Genomic DNA, 17,387 nt, shown 5'->3' on the forward strand with positions numbered 1-17,387 from the left:
TACGGAGCTCTGGCCTGTGGAGGTCCGGATCGGGTCCTCGTCCCGGTGATCCGGGTCAGGAGCCCGGAGTGAGACGGCCGGAACGGACGGGAGGATCTTCACCCACCGGGCTTCCTCACCGTCGACGACCCACCGGGCTTCCTCACCGTCGACATCGACGCTCCCGGCATGCTCGGCTACCGCTGACCCCCGCCGGTCGCGGTCGTCTCCGGCGGCGGCACCGGCGCCCCCGGCAGCCGTACGGTCGCCACCGTCCCGCCGCCACCGTCCTCGGCCGGAGTCAGGCTCACGACGCCGCCCGCCTGCTGCACCGTCCGCGCCACGATCGACAGGCCGAGGCCCGAACCGGGCAGCGCGCGTGCGCTCGGGGAGCGCCAGAAGCGGTCGAAGACGTGGGGGAGTTCCTCGGCGGGGATGCCGGGGCCGTGGTCGCGGACGGTGAGGACGCCGTCGGCGAGGCGTACGTCGACGGTGCCGGACTCCGGGCTGAACTTCACCGCGTTGTCCAGGATGTTGACGACCGCGCGTTCCAGGGCGGCCGGTTCCGCCCGTACGTACCAGGGTTCGACGTCCGCCGTGATGGTCAGCTCCGGGCCGCGCAGGCGGGCGCGGCGCAGGGCGGACTGGACGACTTCGTGCCAGGCGAGGATCCGGGTGCGGCCCTCGTGCTGGCCGGTGTCGGGGCGGGAGAGTTCCTGGAGGTCGCCGATCAGGGCGGCCAGTTCCGTCATCTGGGCCTTCACCGAGGCGAGGAGCGCCTTGCGGTCGGCCTCCGGGATCGGGCGGCCGGTCTCCTCGCTGCGGGTGAGGAGTTCGATGTTGGTGCGCAGGGAGGTGAGGGGGGTGCGCAGTTCGTGGCCGGCGTCGGCGATGAGCTGCTGTTGCAGGTCGCGGGAGCTGGCCAGGGACGAGGTCATGCTGTTGAAGGAGCGGGAGAGGCGGGCGATCTCGTCCTCGCTGTCGTCCTCGACGGGGATGCGGATGGCCAGGTCCTCGGTGCGGGCCACGTGCTCGACGGCCCGGGTGAGTTCGTCGACGGGGCGCAGGCCGGTCCGGGCCACCCAGAGACCGGCGGCACCGGCGCCGACGACGCCCGCGCCCGCGACGAAGACGAGCACCAGCGCGAGGTCGCTGAGGCTCCTGTTCACCTCGTTCAGTGGTCGTGCGGCGGAGGCGGCCACGCCCAGCTCGGGCAGCACGCTGTAGGTGTAGACGCGGTACTGGGCGCCGTCGGCCCCCTTGGCATCGTGCAGCGCGTCGGTGGCCCTGCCCTCGGCCACGGCGTGGTCGGCGTCGGTGAGGGGGACCTCCTCCGTGCCGATGATCAGGCAGCTTCCGCCCGTGCCGTCGACGAGCTGTACGGACGAGCCGAGGGGGTTCTTCTCGTGCGTGACGGGGTCGTGGGCGCACTGGCCGCTGCGCAGGTTGACGTACTGGCTCACCTGGTCCTTGCTCATGCGGTTCGCCTTCAGTGCCTCGTCCAGCGAGCTCACCAGCACGCTCTTCACCACGAACCAGCACGCCACCGCCGCCGCCGTCACGGCGAACGCCACCGCCGCGGCCACCAGCAGCGCCAGGCGCGAACGCAGCGGCAGCGCCCGGACGCGGCGGAACAGCCTTCTCACTCCGCGCCGCCCTGCCGCAGGACGTAGCCCACGCCGCGGACCGTGTGGACGAGGCGCGGTTCGCCGGCCGCCTCGGTCTTGCGGCGCAGGTACATGACGTACACGTCGAGGGAGTTGGAGGAGGGCTCGAAGTCGAAGCCCCAGACGGCCTTCAGGATCTGCTCCCGGGTGAGGACCTGGCGCGGGTGTGCCATGAACATCTCGAGGAGGGTGAACTCGGTGCGGGTCAGCTCCACCGGCCGCCCGGCCCGTGTGACCTCCCGCGTCGCCAGGTCCATGGTCAGGTCGGCGAAGGTGAGGGTGTCCTCGTCGGCGGCGGTGGCCTCCACCGCCGCCGCGTAGGAGCTGCGCCGCAGCAGCGCGCGGATACGGGCGAAGAGTTCGTCCAGCTCGAAGGGCTTGACCAGGTAGTCGTCCGCGCCGGCGTCCAGGCCGGTCACCCGGTCGCCGACCGTGTCGCGGGCCGTCAGCATCAGGATCGGGGTCAGGTCGCCCGCGCCGCGGATCCGGCGGGCGGCGGTCAGGCCGTCCATGCGGGGCATCTGGATGTCGAGGACGACCAGGTCGGGCCGGTAGGCCGCCGCCTTCTCCAGGGCGTCCGCGCCGTCGACGGCGACCTCGGTGCCGTACCCCTCGAAGGCGAGGCTGCGCTGGAGGGCCTCGCGGACGGCCGGCTCGTCGTCGACGATCAGGATGCGCTGGGTGTCACGGTCGCGGTCGCCTTCTGCGGGGCTCATGGGCTCGGGTTCCTCGGATGCGGTGTCGGGTACGGCTGCGGGCGTCTTCAGCGTCGCATGTTCGCATCGCCTCGGGCGGCCGCCCGCTCAGCTCTCGGCGCCCGCTCGCAGGCCGGGCAGGTCGGCCTTGACCGTGTTGACCGGGATGGCGAAGCCGAGGCCGACGCTGCCCGCACTGGCGGAGGACTCGGCCGACGAGTACATCGCGGAGTTGATGCCGATGATGTTGCCGTTCATGTCGATCAGCGCGCCGCCGGAGTTGCCCGGGTTGAGGGACGCGTCGGTCTGGATCGCCTTGTACGTCGTCGTGGAGGAGCCGGTGTCGCCGTTGAACTCCTGCCCGCCGAACTCGAACGGCCAGTCGCCGCCCTGCCGCTGCTGCTGTTGCTGCTGGCCCTCGTCGGTCGAGACGGTCACGTCACGGTCGAGGGCCGAGACGATGCCGCTGGTCACGGTGCCGGTCAGGCCCTCGGGGGAGCCGATCGCCACGACCTGCTGGCCGACCTTCAGGCCGTCGGAGTCGCCGAGGGTGGCGGCCTTCAGGCCGGACGCGTTCTCCAGCTTGATCAGCGCCAGGTCCTTGCTGCTGTCGGTGCCGACGACCTGGGCGGTGTACTGCTTGCCGTCGCTGGTCGTGACCTTGACGGAGGTGGCGCCGGAGACGACGTGGTTGTTGGTGATGATCTCGCCGTCACTGGTGATGATCACGCCGGAACCGGTGGCGGAACCGGCGTTCGAGGTGGCGCTGATCTCGACGATGCTCGGGCTGACCGACTGGGCCACCCCGGCGACCGTGCCCTTCTGGCCGGTGGGCACCACGCTGGTGCTGGTGGTGCTGGAGGCGACGGTGTCGCTGCCGGTCAGCTCCTGGATGCCGTACGCGGTGCCGCCGCCGACGGCCGCCGCGACGATCGCCACGGCCGCGAGCAGAGCGCCGGGGCCACGCCGGGCCGCACGCTTCTTGCGCGGCTGCTCGGGCTGTCCGTCCGGGAAGGGTCCCGCGGGCGGCTGTGCCGGCGGGGGCGGCCACTCGGGGTTGACGGGAGAGGAGGCGTGCTGCTGGGCGCCCTGGTACGGATTCCGGTGCGAAGTCTCGTACGGGTTCTCTTGCGCGTGCTCGTACTCGCCGTTGCGGCGGAGGCTCTCGGTCATGTTCATGAGCTTCCCGCCCGCGTATGAGAGCGGCCTGAGTGCTGTCTGAGAAGCCCGGCAGAACCTCGTATGCCCGATATAAAGAGGTGGCCGATGCGAAGAGGGGGCTGGGGGCGCTACTCGCAGCCGCAGGACTGCCGGACCACCAGGCGCGACGGGAAGACCTTCAGCCGCTCCCGCCGTGAGCCCGCCACCCGCAGACCGTCGTCCAGGACCAGGTCCACGGCCTCCCGGGCCATCGCCGACCGGTCGGAGGCGACCGTCGTCAGCGGCGGGTCCGCCAGGTCGGCCTCCTTGATGTCGTCGAAGCCGGCCACCGCCAGCTCGCCGGGCACGTCGATGCGCAGCTCGCGGGCCGCGCGCAGCAGGCCGATCGCCTGGTCGTCGGTGGAGCAGAAGATCGCGGGCGGGCGCTGCGGGCCGGAGAGGAGCTCCAGCCCCACGCGGTAGGCGTCGTAGCGGTTGTAGGGCGCCTCGAAGAGCCGGCCCTCGGTGGAGATCCCGGCCTCCTTCATCGCGCGCTTCCAGCCCTCGACGTGGTCGGAGACCGGGTCGCCGACGGACGGGGTCTCGGCGGTGCCGCCCATACAGGCGACGTACTCGTACCCGTGTTCCAGCAGATGGCGTACGGCGAGCTGGGCGCCTCCCAGGTCGTCGGTGACGACGGCGACGTCGTCGATGGCCTCGGGGCGCTCGTGCAGCAGGACGACCCGTGCGTCCCAGGCCTCGATCTCGGCGGCGGCCATGTCGTTCAGGGCGTGGCTGACCAGGATCAGGCCGGAGACGCGCATGCCGAGGAAGGCGCGCAGGTAGTGGACCTCGCGCTCGCCGACGTAGTCGGAGTTGCCGACGAGGACCATCTTTCCGCGCTCGGAGGCGGCCCACTCGACCGCGTGCGCCATCTCCGCGAAGAAGGGCTGGCGCGCGTCCGGCACGATCAGGCCTATGAGGTCCGTGCGCCGCGACGCCATCGCCTGGGCGACCCGGTCCGGCCGGTACCCCAGTTCCTTGATCGCGGCGAGTACACGCTCGCGCGTGGCCGGGGCGACCGGCCGGGGTCCGTTGTTGATGACATAGCTGACGACGGCGGTGGAAGTCCCCGCCAGCCGCGCCACATCATCCCGAGTCACCTTGGCCACGCGCGGAGTCTACGCGGATGGATCCGCCCTGGGCAGGGCGTATCACACCTTGGTTGACCTTCCTCCCACGGCCGTGTCCGCCCGTGCCTCCGGTCGTGCCTCCGGTCGGGCCTTGCCAGCGGCCTTCGCCTTGGCGTCCTCGGTCCCGCGCTCACCCTTCTCGGGCTTCTCCGGCGTGACGAAGCGGTAGCCGACGTTGCGGACGGTGCCGATCAGCGACTCGTGTTCGGGGCCGAGCTTGGCGCGCAGCCGCCGCACGTGCACGTCGACCGTGCGGGTGCCGCCGAAGTAGTCGTAGCCCCAGACCTCCTGGAGCAACTGGGCGCGGGTGAAGACCCGGCCCGGGTGCTGGGCGAGGTACTTCAGCAGCTCGAACTCCTTGAAGGTCAGGTCCAGGACCCGGCCCTTGAGCTTGGCGGAGTACGTCGCCTCGTCCACCGACAGGTCGCCGTTGCGGATCTCCATGGGGGAGTCGTCGCCGACGATCGACTGGCGGCCCATGGCCAGCCGCAGCCGGGCCTCGACCTCCGCCGGACCGGCGGTGTCCAGCAGTACGTCGTCGATGCCCCAGTCGGCGGTGACGGCGGCCAGGCCGCCCTCGGTGACGACGAGGACGAGCGGACAGCTCAGTCCGGTGGACCGCAGGAGCTGGCACAGGCTGCGGACCTGCGGGAGGTCACGGCGCCCGTCGACGAGGATGACGTCGGCGCCGGGGGTGTCGACGAGGGCGGGGCCCTCCGCCGGCGCGACACGGACGTTGTGCAGCAGCAGGCCGAGGGCGGGGAGCACCTCCGTCGACGGCTGGAGGGCATTGGTCAGGAGCAGCAGAGAACTCATCGCGCCCCACCTGCCTGGGTCGTCCTACGGTCGTGCACGGATCGCTCGCCCATAACGTCTGGTTCCTCCTCGGTCCCTGCGAGGACGTTTACGGCACTGCTTCGTACAGGTGCGGATCCCGTGCCCGTGGGGCCCGCTGCGAGTCCGGGAGGTGAATGCCCGGCGACCGCTCGGCCACCGCGCAGCGACGCTCCCGAAAGCACAAAAGGACCCGGGGGCTACGTTGCCCGAGTCCTCTGCCCAGCAGAATAGCCGACATGAGCAACCGACCGGCAGGTCATGTGGCGCGTTCCACCATTCGTCCACATCCCGAGACGCCCCGGGGGGCGCCGCGCCGCACCCCTTCACGCACCTTCCTCCGCACGTCCGACGGGGTGCGGATCGACGCCGTGTACGAGCCGGGCGTGAGCGGTCGCGACGCCTGTGACCTGGTGTTCGTCGTCGCGCACGGCTTCACGGGGGACGCCGACCGGCCGCACGTACGGCGGATCGCGGCGGCGTTCGCGCGCTACGGCGCCGTGGTCACGTTCTCCTTCCGGGGCCACGGCGCGTCCGGGGGACGGTCCACCGTCGGCGACCGCGAGGTCCTCGACCTGGCGGCGGCGGTCGCCTGGGCGCGCGGCTTCGGCCACACGCGCGTGGTGACCGTCGGTTTCTCCATGGGCGGGTCGGTGGTGCTGCGTCATGCCGCGCTGTACGGCGAGGCCGAGGCCGAGGGCGGAGGCGAAGGTGAAGGTGACGACGCAGGCGCCCGCGCGGACGCCGTCGTGTCGGTGAGTTCACCCGCCCGCTGGTACTACCGGGGCACGGCACCCATGCGCCGGCTGCACTGGCTGGTGATGCGGCCCGCGGGCCGCGTGGTCGGCCGTTACGGACTGCGGACCCGTATCCATCACCGGGACTGGGACCCGGTGCCGCTGTCCCCGGTGGAGGCGGCGGGGCGGATCGCGCCGACGCCGCTCCTCGTCGTGCACGGCGACCGGGACGGCTACTTTCCCCTCGACCACCCCCGGATGCTGGCCGAGGCGGCCGGTGACCACGGCGAACTGTGGCTGGAGCCCGGCATGGGCCACGCCGAGCACGCGTCGGACGAGGACCTGCTGCGCCGGATCGGCGACTGGGCGGTGTCCCGGGCGGGCTAGCCTGAGGTGTTCAACGCCGGTCGACACGGACGCCGATCGGCACCGGCGACGAAGGATCCAGATGGCAAAGGTCACGGTGCGCTACTGGGCCGCCGCGAAGGCCGCGGCAGGGGTGGCCGAGGAGCCGTACGAGGCGGCCACGCTCGCCGACGCGCTCGGGGCGGTGCGCGAGCGGCACCCCGGCGAACTCACGCGCGTGCTGCTGCGCTGCTCGTTCCTCGTCGACGGCGACCCCGTGGGCACGCGCGGGCATGAGACGGTACGGCTGGCCGACGGCGGCACGGTCGAGGTGCTCCCGCCGTTCGCAGGAGGGTGAGCATGACCAACCAGCCGCATCAGCCGAATCAGCCGAATCAGCCGCATCAGCAGTACGGGCAGTACGGGCAGTACGGGCAGAAGCAGCCGTACGAGGGATACGGATACGACGGATACGAGGGGCACGCGCAGCCCGGGGCGCACGACGCCCAGGCGTGGCCGACGCATCAGGAGCCCCAAGGGCAGCAGCCGTACCAGGGCCGGCAGGCCCACCAGGCCGGGCAGGGCTACGAGGACCCGGACGCCGCCCAGTACACGCAGCAGTGGCAGGGGCAGACCTGGGAGACCAGCGTGCAGCCGCCGGTCTCCGCGGAGGAGACGGCGTATCTGCCGCCGCAGCCGCCGCAGGGTCATCAGGAGCCGGCCAGTACGCCGTACGGGGCGAACGGGGGCTACGCGGCGCAGCCGCAGCCGTACCAGCAGCCGTACCAGCAGCCGCAGCCGCAGCCGCAGGCCTATGCTCCCCAGCCCGAGCCGTACCAGCCCCCGGTGCCCGCCGCGCCTGCGCCCGGTCCCGGTCCCGGCCTCGCGCCCGTGTCCTCGCCCGCCGCCCCCGAGTCCTCCGACGGGCCCGGCTACGGCCCGGCGACCCTCGCCGGGAACACGCGGGTCACCGACGCGCAGCGCGCCCGCGCGGAGGGGCGCTCGCCGATCATCGACCCGGGGATGCAGCCGGCCGGGCTCACCGCGCTGCTCGGGCTGCTGCTGGCCGGTGGGGCGGCGCTCGGCACGTACGCCCTCCTCGTTCCGCTCGTCGCCCTCCAGGCCGTCACCGCTGCGGGCTGGTTCCGCCTGAACGGCATGTGGCCCGCCCGGCAGGGCATCGCGCTGAGCTTCGCGGGCGCGCTCGCCGCCGACGCGGCGATGCTGGTGTCGGACCGCTCCCCGGCGGCGATCCTCGGCACGCTCGGGGTGTGGGTGCTGCTCTCCCTCGTACTGCAACTGCGCTCGCACGCCGACCCCGACGAGCGGATGTACGGCCTGATGGGGACCGTCGCCGCGGCGGCCCTGGCCGTGGTGGCCGGCGGGTACCTCGCGGCCGACGCGGACGCGGTGACGGTCGGCGCGATCGCGGTGGGCGTCGCCGTGGTGACCCGCGCCCTGCCGCTGCCGACGCCGGCGTCCGTGGTCGTCGCGCTGCTCGCGGCGGCCGGCGCGGGAATCGCGGTCGGCTCGATGACGGACCTGGGGACGTCGGGGGCGCTGCTCGGCGCGGGCACGGCGGTGTGTGCGCTGATCGGCCACCGGGTGGCCGCGTACGACTACCCCTCCCGGTTCGTCCACTTCACGGCGGGCGTGGCCCTGCCCCTCGCGGCGGCGGCACCGGCGGTGTACGTGCTCGGCAGGGCCCTCGCCTGATCCGCCGCCCGGGCCGGACGCCTCCGCTCGGCGGCGACCGGCCGGGCAGGCCGTGGCCCTTTTGGCCACCGCACCCCTGTCACAGGTGATCGACAAAACCCCGGGGGCCCTTCCCGGCCGCGTTACCCTCGCGCTGGACGGCCGCCGGTCGTCGGGGACCTCCGTCGTCGAACGCCCAGGGTTGGGGAACACCGCATGCGAGCACTGCGAATACTGCTGATCGTCGTCGTGATCCTGGGCGGACTCTTCGTGATCGCGGACCGCGTGGCGGTCAACTTCGCGGAGGACGAGGCGGCGGGCAAGCTGCGGAGTACGGAGAACCTGTCCTCGACACCGGACGTCTCCATCAACGGCTTCCCCTTCCTCACCCAGGTCGCCGGCGGCAAGCTGGACGACGTCGAGATCGGCATCGACGACTACGAGGCCGCCACCGGCAACGGCGGCGAGAAAATCCGTATCGACCACCTGAGCGCGAACATGAAGGGCGTCGAGTTCGCGGGCGACTTCAGCTCCGCCACCGCGGCCACCGCCACCGGCACCGCGACCGTCGGTTACGACGAGCTGATGAAGGCCGCCAAGTCCGAGCCCACGGACATCGCACCCGGCATCACCGCCAAGGTCGTCGGCCTCTCCGACGGCGGCAACGGCAAGATCAAGGTGTCGCTCCAGGCCACGGTGTTCGGCGTCGAGGTGCCCGAGCCGGTCGAGGTGCTGAGCTCCGTCACGGTCAAGGACAACGACGTCGAGGTCGTCGCGGACGGACTGCCGGAGATCGGCGGCAAGCAGTTCGCCGAGTCCCGGATCCGGGCCATCACCGACTTCCAGCAGACCATCGACGAGCTGCCGGGCGGCATCGAGCTGGACAGGGTCGAGGCGGCGAAGGACGGCGTCGAGATCACGGTGAAGGGTTCGAACGTCGAGCTGGCCGGGTAGGACGACGGTCGGCCACCGGAAAGGCGGTGACCGGTGCCCCGGCGATCGACGACGACCGGCGACCGACGACCCAGCGATCGGTGAACCGGCGACCGGTGTCCCGGTGACCGGCGAACCGGTGCCGACGGCAGGCCCCCGGCGCCCGGCCCCCAAGCACTCGGCCCCGACCTCTGGCCTCCGCCCCTCGGCCCCCGATCTCCGCCCCTCGGCCCCCGATCTCCGCCCCTCGGCCCCCGATCTCCGACCCCCGGCGCCCGGCCTTCGCCCCTCGGCCCCCGACCTCCGCCCTCCCGGTCCCCGAGCTCTGGCCTCCGCCCCCGGCCCCCGACCCTCGGACCCGACCCCCGACCTCCGGCGTCCGACAGGCGAGACGGCGTCGTCCGTACCGTAGATACGGTGGTCGGCGGCCCGGTCCGGGTCGCGCTCCGTCATGCGCCGGGAAGAGCATCGATCCCGTATCGCGGACGATCCCGTCTCAGGATGCGACACGGCGGTGACACGCCCCGCTGTCCGTCCCTACGATCGGACCCATGAAGCGACAGGCGGATCTCACCAAGCGGCGGGCAGTGGACCTGTGCCGCGTTGCCGCCATGCTCTGTCGCACCTTCTGAGCCGGCCGGCGACGCCGCCGTCCGTGCCCCCCTCACCGCCCTGCCCAGGGCACCCGCGCGCCGCCCCGGCATGAGCGCGCACACCCTCTCACCGCACGCCCCGCCGCCAACTGCCCCGGAGGAGAAACATGAGCCGCAGCGACGTACTGGTCGACGCCGACTGGCTGCAGGACCACCTGGACGACCCGTCCATCGCGATCGTCGAGGTGGACGAGGACACGTCCGCGTACGACAAGAACCACATCAAGAACGCGATCCGGATCGACTGGACCCAGGACCTCCAGGACCCGGTCCGCCGCGACTTCGTCGACCAGGAGGGCTTCGAGAAGCTCCTGTCGGAGAAGGGCATCTCCAACGACCACACCGTGGTCCTCTACGGCGGCAACAACAACTGGTTCGCGTCCTACGCCTACTGGTACTTCAAGCTGTACGGCCACGAGAACGTCAAGCTCCTCGACGGCGGCCGCAAGAAGTGGGAGCTGGACGCCCGCGAGCTGGTCGCCGGTGACGAGGTGCCCCAGCGCGCCGCCACCGACTACAAGGCGAAGCCGCAGAACACCGCGATCCGCGCGTTCCGCGACGACGTGGTCGCCGCCATCGGCGCGCAGAACCTGGTCGACGTCCGCTCGCCCGACGAGTTCTCCGGCAAGCTGCTCGCCCCGGCCCACCTCCCGCAGGAGCAGTCGCAGCGCCCGGGCCACGTCCCGTCCGCCCGCAACATCCCGTGGTCGAAGAACGCCAACGACGACGGCACCTTCAAGTCGGACGACGAGCTCAAGCAGCTCTACACCGACGAGCAGGTCGACCTGGCCAAGGACACCATCGCCTACTGCCGCATCGGTGAGCGCTCGGCCCTGACCTGGTTCGTCCTGCACGAGCTGCTGGGCGTGGAGAACGTCAAGAACTACGACGGCTCCTGGACCGAGTACGGCTCCCTCGTCGGCGTGCCGATCGAGCTCGGCGCCGCGAAGTAAGCAACCCGACCGACCTCTTCCGAACCCCTCAGGAGTACGACATGTGCGGTGCGAAGGCCGGTGGCCCCGACGCCTCGACGATCAAGCCCGGTGAGACCACGATCCAGGGTCAGGTGACCCGCGACGGCGAGCCGGTGACGGGCTACGTCCGGCTGCTGGACTCCACCGGAGAGTTCACGGCGGAGGTCCCGACCTCCGCGACGGGCCAGTTCCGCTTCTACGCGGCCGAGGGCACCTGGACCGTGCGGGCGCTCGTCCCGGGCGCCAGCGCCGACCGCAGGGTCGTCGCCCAGCAGGGCGGGCTGGCGGAGGTCGCGATCGCCGTCTGACGGCGAGCGGCACGGTAGCGGCAGGCGACGGCCGGAGGGCCGCACCCCACGGGTTGGACGCCCGGGGTGCGGCCCTCCGGCATACCCGTCAGGTCCGGACGCACATCCGGACCTACCCTGGACGTATGTACGCGCGGCGGCGGCATCGCTACTTCGTGATGATGGGTATCTGCATCGCGCTGTTCGTCCTGGCCTGGGGAGTCGTCCGCCTCTGGTCGGTCCCCGCGGCCGTCGGCATGTGCCTGGTCGCCATGGTCATCCCCCCGGTCGCCGCGATGGTCGCCAACCGCCGTGGCCCCGACGACCGCTGGTGGGACGACCCCTCCGGCGACCCGAAGTCCGACGAGTGGTGGGACGAGCTGGACGGCAGGAAGGGACGCCGCTAGGGCCGTCACCTCGATCACGAGTTTCGCCGCCATGACCGAATCGTGATCAAGGCCGCCGCAACCCCGGGCGTCGGCTGTGGGTCTCCTGGGTGCGCGCTTACGGAACGCGCGCTTCACGTTCTGTGGGAGACGTCATTCAAGAGGAACCAGCCAGACCCGCGTCGTCGTCCGGCGATGCGTCCGGGCTCACCGAGGGGGCCGGACGGCCCCGGCGGCGCGGGCGTCCGGCCCTGCTCATCGCTGCCGCCGCCGTGTTGGGCCTGGTCGCCGGCGTCTGCGCCGGAGTCCTCGTGCAGGCGGGCCGGGAACCGACGAAGCTGCCGCCCCTGTCGCAGGCCGCGCTCGCGCACGGCGAGGGGAAGCCGCCGAAGCCACTGCCCGCCGCCCAGGACCGCCAGGTGCGCACCGAGGGCGACCTGCGTGACCTGCTGCTGAAGAAGCCGCGCGGGGTGGAGGAGGTCGACTGGCTGAAGGGCTCCGACGGCTGGATGGACCTGGCGGGCTACGCCGGGACCTTCGGGAACCCGGAGTATGGGTTCGAGAACCTGCTCCGAAGGGAGTTCCGCCGGGCCGCCGTCACGGGCTGGGAGGTCGACGGCGCGTACTCCGTGGAGATCCGGCTGATCCAGTACCGGCAGGAGGAGGTTCTCGGCGCAGCCGCGGCCAATGAGAGCGGCCAGTACTTCGCGGGCCGGGAAGGCGTCGACGACTGGGGAATCCCGGGCACGGGGGACGGCCGGGTGTACGTCGCCCGGCACCCCCCTCCCCGGCCTCGACGCCTCGGCGTTCCCCTACCGGGCACAAGCGCACGCCCGGCGGGGTGACATCGCCGTGGAGATCTGGGTGAGCGGGGCCGAGCGGGTCGACAAGAAGATGATCACGGATGTGGCCGAGCGGCAGATGGAGCGGCTGTGAACGAGAACCGCGACGACGCCCCGCCGACGACCGCGGTCGTCCCCGACACGGACGCTGCCCCATCCGCCCCCGTGGAGGCGTCCGCGCCGGTGGCCGCATCCGTCCCCGTGGAGGCGTCCGCGCCGGTGGCCGCATCCGTCCCCGTGGAGGCGTCCGCGCCGGTGGCCGCGTCAGCCCCTGTGGCCGCATCTGCGCCGGTGGCCGCGTCCGCGCCGGTGGCCGCATCCGTCCCCGTGGAGGCGTCCGCGCCGGTGGCCGCGTCAGCCCCTGTGGCCGCATCTGCGCCGGTGGCCGCGTCAGCCCTTGTGGCCGCATCCGTCCCCGTGGAGGCGTCCGCGCCGGTGGCCGCGTCAGCCCCTGTGGCCGCATCTGCGCCGGTGGCCGCGTCAGCCCTTGTGGCCGCATCCGCCCCCGTGACCGCGTCCGCGCCGGTGGCTGCATCTGCGCCGGTGGAGGCGTCTGCGCCGGTGGCCGCATCCGCCCCCGTGGGCGCAATTGACACCGTGGACGTAGTGGACCCCGCGGGCGTAGTGGAGGAGCCAGCGGATGCGGTGGACGTGCAGGCCAACGAACCCACCACCGAACCGCTCTCCTCCGCCCCCGGACGGCGCGGCGGTCGCCGGATCGCCGCCGTCACCGGGGCACTCCTGCCGGCCGTCGCCGTGGTCGGAGCCGTTGCGTGCACCGCCGTGGCCGTCGCGGACGCCGACCGGGATCCGGGCGCCTCTTCCTGGGCGCGCGCCGAGCCCGCCGCCGGCCGGCCGGCGGCGGAGGCGAAGCCGGGCAGCCTGGCCTGGACCCTCGTGCCGTACCGGCCCGACAACTGGTCGCGCGGCCCCGATCTGGGGAAGTTCGGCTCGGACGCCGTGCTGAACGGCGACCGGACGACCGCCCTGTTCAAGGAGTCGCTGGCTGGACTGCCTCGATCCGAGCGCAAGCAAATGGAGAAGGAGATCGACCGCAGACCGGTCAAGGAGATGGCGATGCGCAGCTATGCCTTCACCACGGGAGACAACGCCGACCGCGCGGCGGGCGCCGCCACCATGACCCTCGTTCTGTCCCGACTGGAGGACCCGGCCGCCGCCCGCGCCGTGACGAAAGGCCAGAACGCGTTCCTGGGCGCCCTGGGCCTCTTCCGCGACGGCCCCGAGATCGAGGGCTTCGAGGACGCCGAGTGTTTCCGCACGCCCTCCGGTTCCGGCGGTGACCGGAAGCTCGACTCGATGTACTGCTACGCCTCCGTGGCGGACATCGCGGTCACCGCCACAGCCGAGGGACTGCAGCCATTCGACGCCGAGGGCGTCGCCGCGCTGTTGAAGGACCAGCTAGACCGCATCGTCGAACCCGGGGAGTCCGTGTGACCGAGCAGATCGCCCCGTCGGCATCCCTCCCGCACACTTCCGTTCTGCCGCCCATGCCGGACGCCCCGCCGCCCGGCGCCCCGGCCCCGTCGGGCAAGGACCGCCGCGTCCTGCGCGCCGTGCTGCGCTGGACCGCGGCCGTCGCCGTCTTCGCGGTGGTCGGGTCGGCCGCGGCGTACGGCATCACGCGTATGGACCGGACGGACGTGCCCGGGCTCGCGACCGCGTCGGACGGGCGCTGGGCGTACCCGACGTTGACCGCGGCGCCGCTGCCTGCCGGCAGCCCGGGGCCGTTCGCCGAGGAGAACGCGGCCGGTGCACACTACGCCGATCTGCGGGCCCTGCTCCTGCCGGCGCCCGAGGGAGCGACGGCGGACCGGGCGCTGCGTGGTACGGACGGTTGGCTGGCGACGGAGACCTTTCTCGCGGAGTACGGCGCGGAGGCCGACCGTGACGAGCTGCGGCAGAAGGTCGTCGATGCGGGACTGCGCCACATCGCCGCCCGTGGCTGGACCACTCACGACGGGACGCACACGCGGATCTACCTGCTCCAGTTCGGGACGGCGGCCGTCGTGGACGATCTGCACACCATGCAGCTCGCGCCGTACGACAGGCCGGCCTACGCCGTGCGGGGCACGGAGACGGTGGAACCCGACGAGGACTTCCCGGAGGCCGCCGAGTCCGACGACGTGCTCACCTCCGTCTACACCGAGTCCGAGCCCTACGGCGGCGAACAGGTCCGCGAGGCGTACCTCGGTGCCGGCGACGTTCTGGCGGTGGTGCTGCAGAGCCGCTCGGGCGGTGCAGCGGCGGTGCCCTTCCAGCAGACCGTGGCCCTGCAAACGCGGCTGCTCCTCTGACCGCCCCCGGGCGGGCCTCCCGGCGAGGCCGGGGCGGGGCCCCTCCACCTCAAAAGCGTGAGCACTTCGCCCTTCATTGTCCTCGGGGCGCTCAATTGAGCGACCCGAGGACACTTCTCCGTCATCTGCTCACGCTTTTCAGTAGCACTCAGTAGACGAGGGCCTGCGTGTCGTCGGCCAGCGCCTCCTGCACGAAGACCTGCGCGCCCGCGATCCGTACGCCCTCGATGACGTCCTTCTCGGTGAGGTCGCGGCGGGCCGCGCACTGCGTGCACAGCGTCACCCGGCCGCCGGCCAGCAGGGAGTCGAGCAGGTCGGGCAGCGGCGCGGCGTGCGGCAGCTCGAACTCGGCGGCGCGTCCCGGCACCGCGAACCAGGCGGACTCCCCGGTCAGCCACAGCGACACGTCGACGCCGCTGGCCACGGCCACCGCCGCCACCGTGAACGCCTGAGAACACCGCTCGGGCGCGTCCGCCCCCGCCGTCACCTTGATCACGAGCTTCTTCGCCATGGCCGAAGCGTAGCCCTCACGGGCGGGGCCAGGCGGCGACGGTAACCGTCACCAGCAGCGTCGCGACGCAGACGACGGTGAGCAGGCCGCTGACGGCCGCGCCGTCCGGCGTGACGTACGGCCGTGGCCGCGACTTCCGCCGGGGTGCGGGCGCGGGTGCGAGTGAGGGCGAGAGTGAGGGCGAGGGCGAGGGTTCGGGCGAGGGCGAGGGCGAGGGCGAGGGTTCGGGCGAGGGTGAGGGCGAGGGTGAGGGCGCGGGCGAGGGCACGGGCGATGGCGCCGGTACCGGCTTCGGCGGGTGGGCCGGGTGGAACGCCGGCATCCCGAAGCCGGGGGAGAGGGGCGCCCGGTCGTGCCGGGGGGCGAGCCGCTGCGCCCGCTTGCACTCCTCGTAGGGCAGTCCGCCGTCGTACGTCATCCCTCGTGCTCCTTGCGCTGGTGCTGGCGCAGCAGGACGTTCGCGTCCGTCACCGCGCTGTGGTCGAACGCCGCCCGCGCGACTTCCCGCCGGTCGGCCAGGCGGGCGCAGGCGTCGCAGTCGGGGACCGGCGCGGGCGGCCTGCCCGGGTCGCCGGGGGCCGGGGGCGTGGCGAGGGTGCGCTCGTTCGCGGCGCGGAGGCCCGCCCCGATGCGCTCGCGGTCGGTCGCCCGGCGCAGCCCGGCCGGCTCCGCCTCCCACTCCCGGCCGCCGCCGAGGGGCCGGAGCATCGCGCGGGGCCCGCTGCGGCCCCGGTACTCACCGACCTTGGCGGTGGCGGGGTCGTAGAGCACGGTGCCGGGCTCGAAGGTGGCCGGTTCTGTTCTCACGGTTCCGCTCCCTTACGTCAACTTCTTTACGGAATGCGACAGTTGCCCTACTCTGCGTAGTGCTGGGCAGTACGAGCATGACCCACGCCGGGGGTCGCCAAGCCCAAAACGGCCGCTAGTGCCACAACGGGCGCTCCAAATTCCACAAATTCCACAGCCGGGAGGGGTGCGGTGCCGCAGCGGAGGGCGATCACGGGTCGCAGTCAGGAACCGAGGGCACGGTTCGCGGAGGAACTGCGGCTGCTCCGGCAGGGGCGGGGCGTGTCCCTGCGGGGCGTGGCGGAGGCGGTGGGGTGGGACGCGTCCCAGTTCGGGAAGATGGAGAACGGCCACACGCTGGGCGGCCCGGAGATCGTCGAGGCGCTGGACCAGTACTACGGCACGACCGGAATGCTCCTCACGCTGTGGGAGCTGGCGGTGGCGGACCCGACGCAGTTCCGGGAGCAATACCGGCGGTACATGATCCTGGAGGCCGAGGCGATCAGCCTGTGGCACTACGCGGTGAGTGCACCGCCGGGCCTGTTGCAGACCGCCGGGTACGCGCGCGAGGCGCTTGCCGTGGGCTGGCTCAAGGGACCTGAACTGGAGCAGCAGGTCGAGGCACGTCTCGGCCGTCGGCAACTGCTGGACGGTGGGGCTCCACCGCCGTTTCGCGTCATTCTCTCCGAGGCGGTGCTGCGCACGTCGCTCCGTGACGTGGGGGCGTGGCGGGAGCAGCTGGCCCACTTGGTCGAGATGGCCGAGCGCCCCAGCATCACCCTCCAGGTACTGCCGTTCCGTGTGGGCCCGCACGGCCTGATGAACACCGCGGTGATGTTTCTGCGGCTGCCGAATGGCCGAGTCGTCGCTTACACAGAGAACGACCTGCGCGGTGAACTCGTGGAGGAAAACGCCTCAGTTGAGCTGCTGCAACGTAGGTACGATGCGATGCGGGACTCGGCACTGTCACCGGCCGAGTCGCGCGATTTCATTCTGCGGACGTTGGAGGAAGCGCCGTGCGAGCCATCGATCTGAGCGCCGTCTCTTGGCGTAAGAGCAGCTACAGCAACACGAGCGGCGGCGAGTGCGTCGAGGTCTCCGACGACCTCCTCCGCGCCGCCGAATGGCACCGGAGCAGCTACAGCAACCAGGACGGCGGCCAGTGCGTCGAGGTCGCCCACAACCTCCCCTCCCTCGTCCCCGTCCGGGACAGCAAGGACCCCGCTCGCGGAGCACTCCTGTTCGCCGCGCCCGCGTGGGCCGCCTTCGTGGACGGAGTCCGACGGGAAGCGGCGGGAGGGGCCGCGTAAGCTGGGGGCGGCCCTGTCGTATGCCCCCCGCTCAAGGAGCACCCCGTGGAGATCTTCTTCGAAGCCCTGCTGGTCCTGGTCTGCGTCGGCGTCCTCGCCTTCGCC

21 protein-coding genes are annotated in these 17,387 nt (G+C 72.3%); 13 read left to right on the plus strand and 8 right to left on the minus strand.

Annotated elements, in window-relative coordinates; genetic code table 11:
- Positions 1 to 176: 176 nt before the first annotated feature.
- The 5 genes from B1H29_RS19945 to B1H29_RS19965 form a co-directional block, all read right to left on the minus strand.
- Positions 177 to 1,625 carry a sensor histidine kinase gene (locus tag B1H29_RS19945; RefSeq protein ID WP_055417622.1) on the minus strand — a complete coding sequence of 483 codons (1,449 nt, stop codon included), beginning with the start codon at positions 1,623 to 1,625 and terminating at the stop codon, positions 177 to 179.
- A complete protein-coding gene (locus B1H29_RS19950) occupies positions 1,622 to 2,362 on the minus strand; it encodes a response regulator transcription factor (protein WP_055417621.1) in 741 nt (246 codons plus the stop codon). Before B1H29_RS19950 ends, B1H29_RS19945 begins: the two co-directional genes overlap by 4 nt.
- 87 nt (positions 2,363 to 2,449) lie before the next feature.
- Positions 2,450 to 3,514, minus strand: coding sequence for a S1C family serine protease (locus tag B1H29_RS19955; RefSeq protein ID WP_234392979.1), 1,065 nt, complete (start codon positions 3,512 to 3,514; stop codon positions 2,450 to 2,452).
- Between the two features lie 116 nt (positions 3,515 to 3,630).
- Entirely contained in the window at positions 3,631 to 4,653 is a 1,023-nt protein-coding gene (locus B1H29_RS19960; RefSeq protein ID WP_079160330.1) for a LacI family DNA-binding transcriptional regulator, read from the minus strand.
- Positions 4,654 to 4,695: 42 nt separating this feature from the next.
- A complete protein-coding gene (locus B1H29_RS19965) occupies positions 4,696 to 5,490 on the minus strand; it encodes a winged helix-turn-helix transcriptional regulator (protein WP_055417618.1) in 795 nt (264 codons plus the stop codon).
- Positions 5,491 to 5,747: 257 nt separating this feature from the next.
- Between B1H29_RS19965 and B1H29_RS19970 the strand changes: the two genes are divergently transcribed.
- The 11 genes from B1H29_RS19970 (at position 5,748) to B1H29_RS20020 (ending at position 14,675) form a co-directional block, all read left to right on the plus strand.
- Positions 5,748 to 6,632: an alpha/beta hydrolase gene (locus B1H29_RS19970; protein WP_199832303.1), complete on the plus strand. Its 885-nt coding sequence runs from the start codon at positions 5,748 to 5,750 to the stop codon at positions 6,630 to 6,632.
- A gap of 61 nt (positions 6,633 to 6,693) precedes the next feature.
- A complete protein-coding gene (locus B1H29_RS19975; RefSeq protein WP_053133327.1) occupies positions 6,694 to 6,948 on the plus strand; it encodes a MoaD/ThiS family protein in 255 nt (84 codons plus the stop codon).
- A gap of 2 nt (positions 6,949 to 6,950) precedes the next feature.
- Positions 6,951 to 8,306 carry a hypothetical protein gene (locus B1H29_RS19980; RefSeq protein WP_055417616.1) on the plus strand — a complete coding sequence of 452 codons (1,356 nt, stop codon included), beginning with the start codon at positions 6,951 to 6,953 and terminating at the stop codon, positions 8,304 to 8,306.
- Between the two features lie 195 nt (positions 8,307 to 8,501).
- A complete protein-coding gene (locus B1H29_RS19985; protein WP_055417615.1) occupies positions 8,502 to 9,239 on the plus strand; it encodes an LmeA family phospholipid-binding protein in 738 nt (245 codons plus the stop codon).
- Between the two features lie 530 nt (positions 9,240 to 9,769).
- Complete coding sequence (locus tag B1H29_RS40205; protein ID WP_350310325.1) at positions 9,770 to 9,850, plus strand: putative leader peptide; 81 nt, start codon at positions 9,770 to 9,772, stop codon at positions 9,848 to 9,850.
- 128 nt (positions 9,851 to 9,978) lie between these two features.
- Positions 9,979 to 10,824, plus strand: coding sequence for a sulfurtransferase (locus B1H29_RS19995; protein ID WP_055417614.1), 846 nt, complete (start codon positions 9,979 to 9,981; stop codon positions 10,822 to 10,824).
- 41 nt (positions 10,825 to 10,865) lie between these two features.
- Positions 10,866 to 11,153, plus strand: a complete 288-nt coding sequence (locus B1H29_RS20000) for a DUF1416 domain-containing protein (RefSeq protein WP_055417613.1) — start codon at positions 10,866 to 10,868, stop codon at positions 11,151 to 11,153.
- 125 nt (positions 11,154 to 11,278) lie between these two features.
- Positions 11,279 to 11,539, plus strand: coding sequence for a DUF3099 domain-containing protein (locus tag B1H29_RS20005; RefSeq protein WP_055417612.1), 261 nt, complete (start codon positions 11,279 to 11,281; stop codon positions 11,537 to 11,539).
- 251 nt (positions 11,540 to 11,790) lie between these two features.
- A complete protein-coding gene (locus B1H29_RS20010; protein ID WP_234392978.1) occupies positions 11,791 to 12,363 on the plus strand; it encodes a hypothetical protein in 573 nt (190 codons plus the stop codon).
- A gap of 642 nt (positions 12,364 to 13,005) precedes the next feature.
- Positions 13,006 to 13,815: a hypothetical protein gene (locus B1H29_RS39405; protein ID WP_234392977.1), complete on the plus strand. Its 810-nt coding sequence runs from the start codon at positions 13,006 to 13,008 to the stop codon at positions 13,813 to 13,815.
- A 53-nt stretch (positions 13,816 to 13,868) separates the two neighbouring features.
- Positions 13,869 to 14,675 (plus strand): hypothetical protein, encoded by an 807-nt coding sequence (locus B1H29_RS20020; protein ID WP_055417827.1) that lies wholly within the window; start codon positions 13,869 to 13,871, stop codon positions 14,673 to 14,675.
- Positions 14,676 to 14,823: 148 nt separating this feature from the next.
- On the opposite strand, the gene B1H29_RS20025 is transcribed toward B1H29_RS20020, so the two are convergent.
- Genes B1H29_RS20025 through B1H29_RS20035 form a run of 3 tightly spaced genes read right to left on the minus strand, consistent with a single transcriptional unit; the run spans position 14,824 to position 15,993 of the window.
- The gene (locus tag B1H29_RS20025) at positions 14,824 to 15,186 is read right to left on the minus strand and encodes a DsrE family protein (RefSeq protein ID WP_003974797.1); all 363 of its coding nucleotides are present in this window, start codon (positions 15,184 to 15,186) and stop codon (positions 14,824 to 14,826) included.
- 16 nt (positions 15,187 to 15,202) lie between these two features.
- On the minus strand, positions 15,203 to 15,604 hold the full coding sequence (locus B1H29_RS38860) for a hypothetical protein (RefSeq protein ID WP_159027840.1): 402 nt from the start codon (positions 15,602 to 15,604) through the stop codon (positions 15,203 to 15,205).
- Positions 15,601 to 15,993, minus strand: a complete 393-nt coding sequence (locus tag B1H29_RS20035; RefSeq protein WP_055417609.1) for a hypothetical protein — start codon at positions 15,991 to 15,993, stop codon at positions 15,601 to 15,603. The genes B1H29_RS38860 and B1H29_RS20035 overlap by 4 nt, the downstream gene beginning before the upstream one ends.
- 171 nt (positions 15,994 to 16,164) lie before the next feature.
- Between B1H29_RS20035 and B1H29_RS20040 the strand changes: the two genes are divergently transcribed.
- Together B1H29_RS20040 and B1H29_RS20045 are read left to right on the plus strand one after the other, a co-directional pair.
- Positions 16,165 to 17,007, plus strand: a complete 843-nt coding sequence (locus B1H29_RS20040; RefSeq protein WP_055417608.1) for a helix-turn-helix domain-containing protein — start codon at positions 16,165 to 16,167, stop codon at positions 17,005 to 17,007.
- Positions 16,989 to 17,282 (plus strand): DUF397 domain-containing protein, encoded by a 294-nt coding sequence (locus tag B1H29_RS20045; RefSeq protein ID WP_055417607.1) that lies wholly within the window; start codon positions 16,989 to 16,991, stop codon positions 17,280 to 17,282. The genes B1H29_RS20040 and B1H29_RS20045 overlap by 19 nt, the downstream gene beginning before the upstream one ends.
- Positions 17,283 to 17,387: the final 105 nt, after the last annotated feature.

Origin of the sequence: Streptomyces pactum (assembly GCF_002005225.1) — a bacterium.
Taxonomy (GTDB): domain Bacteria; phylum Actinomycetota; class Actinomycetes; order Streptomycetales; family Streptomycetaceae; genus Streptomyces; species Streptomyces pactum_A.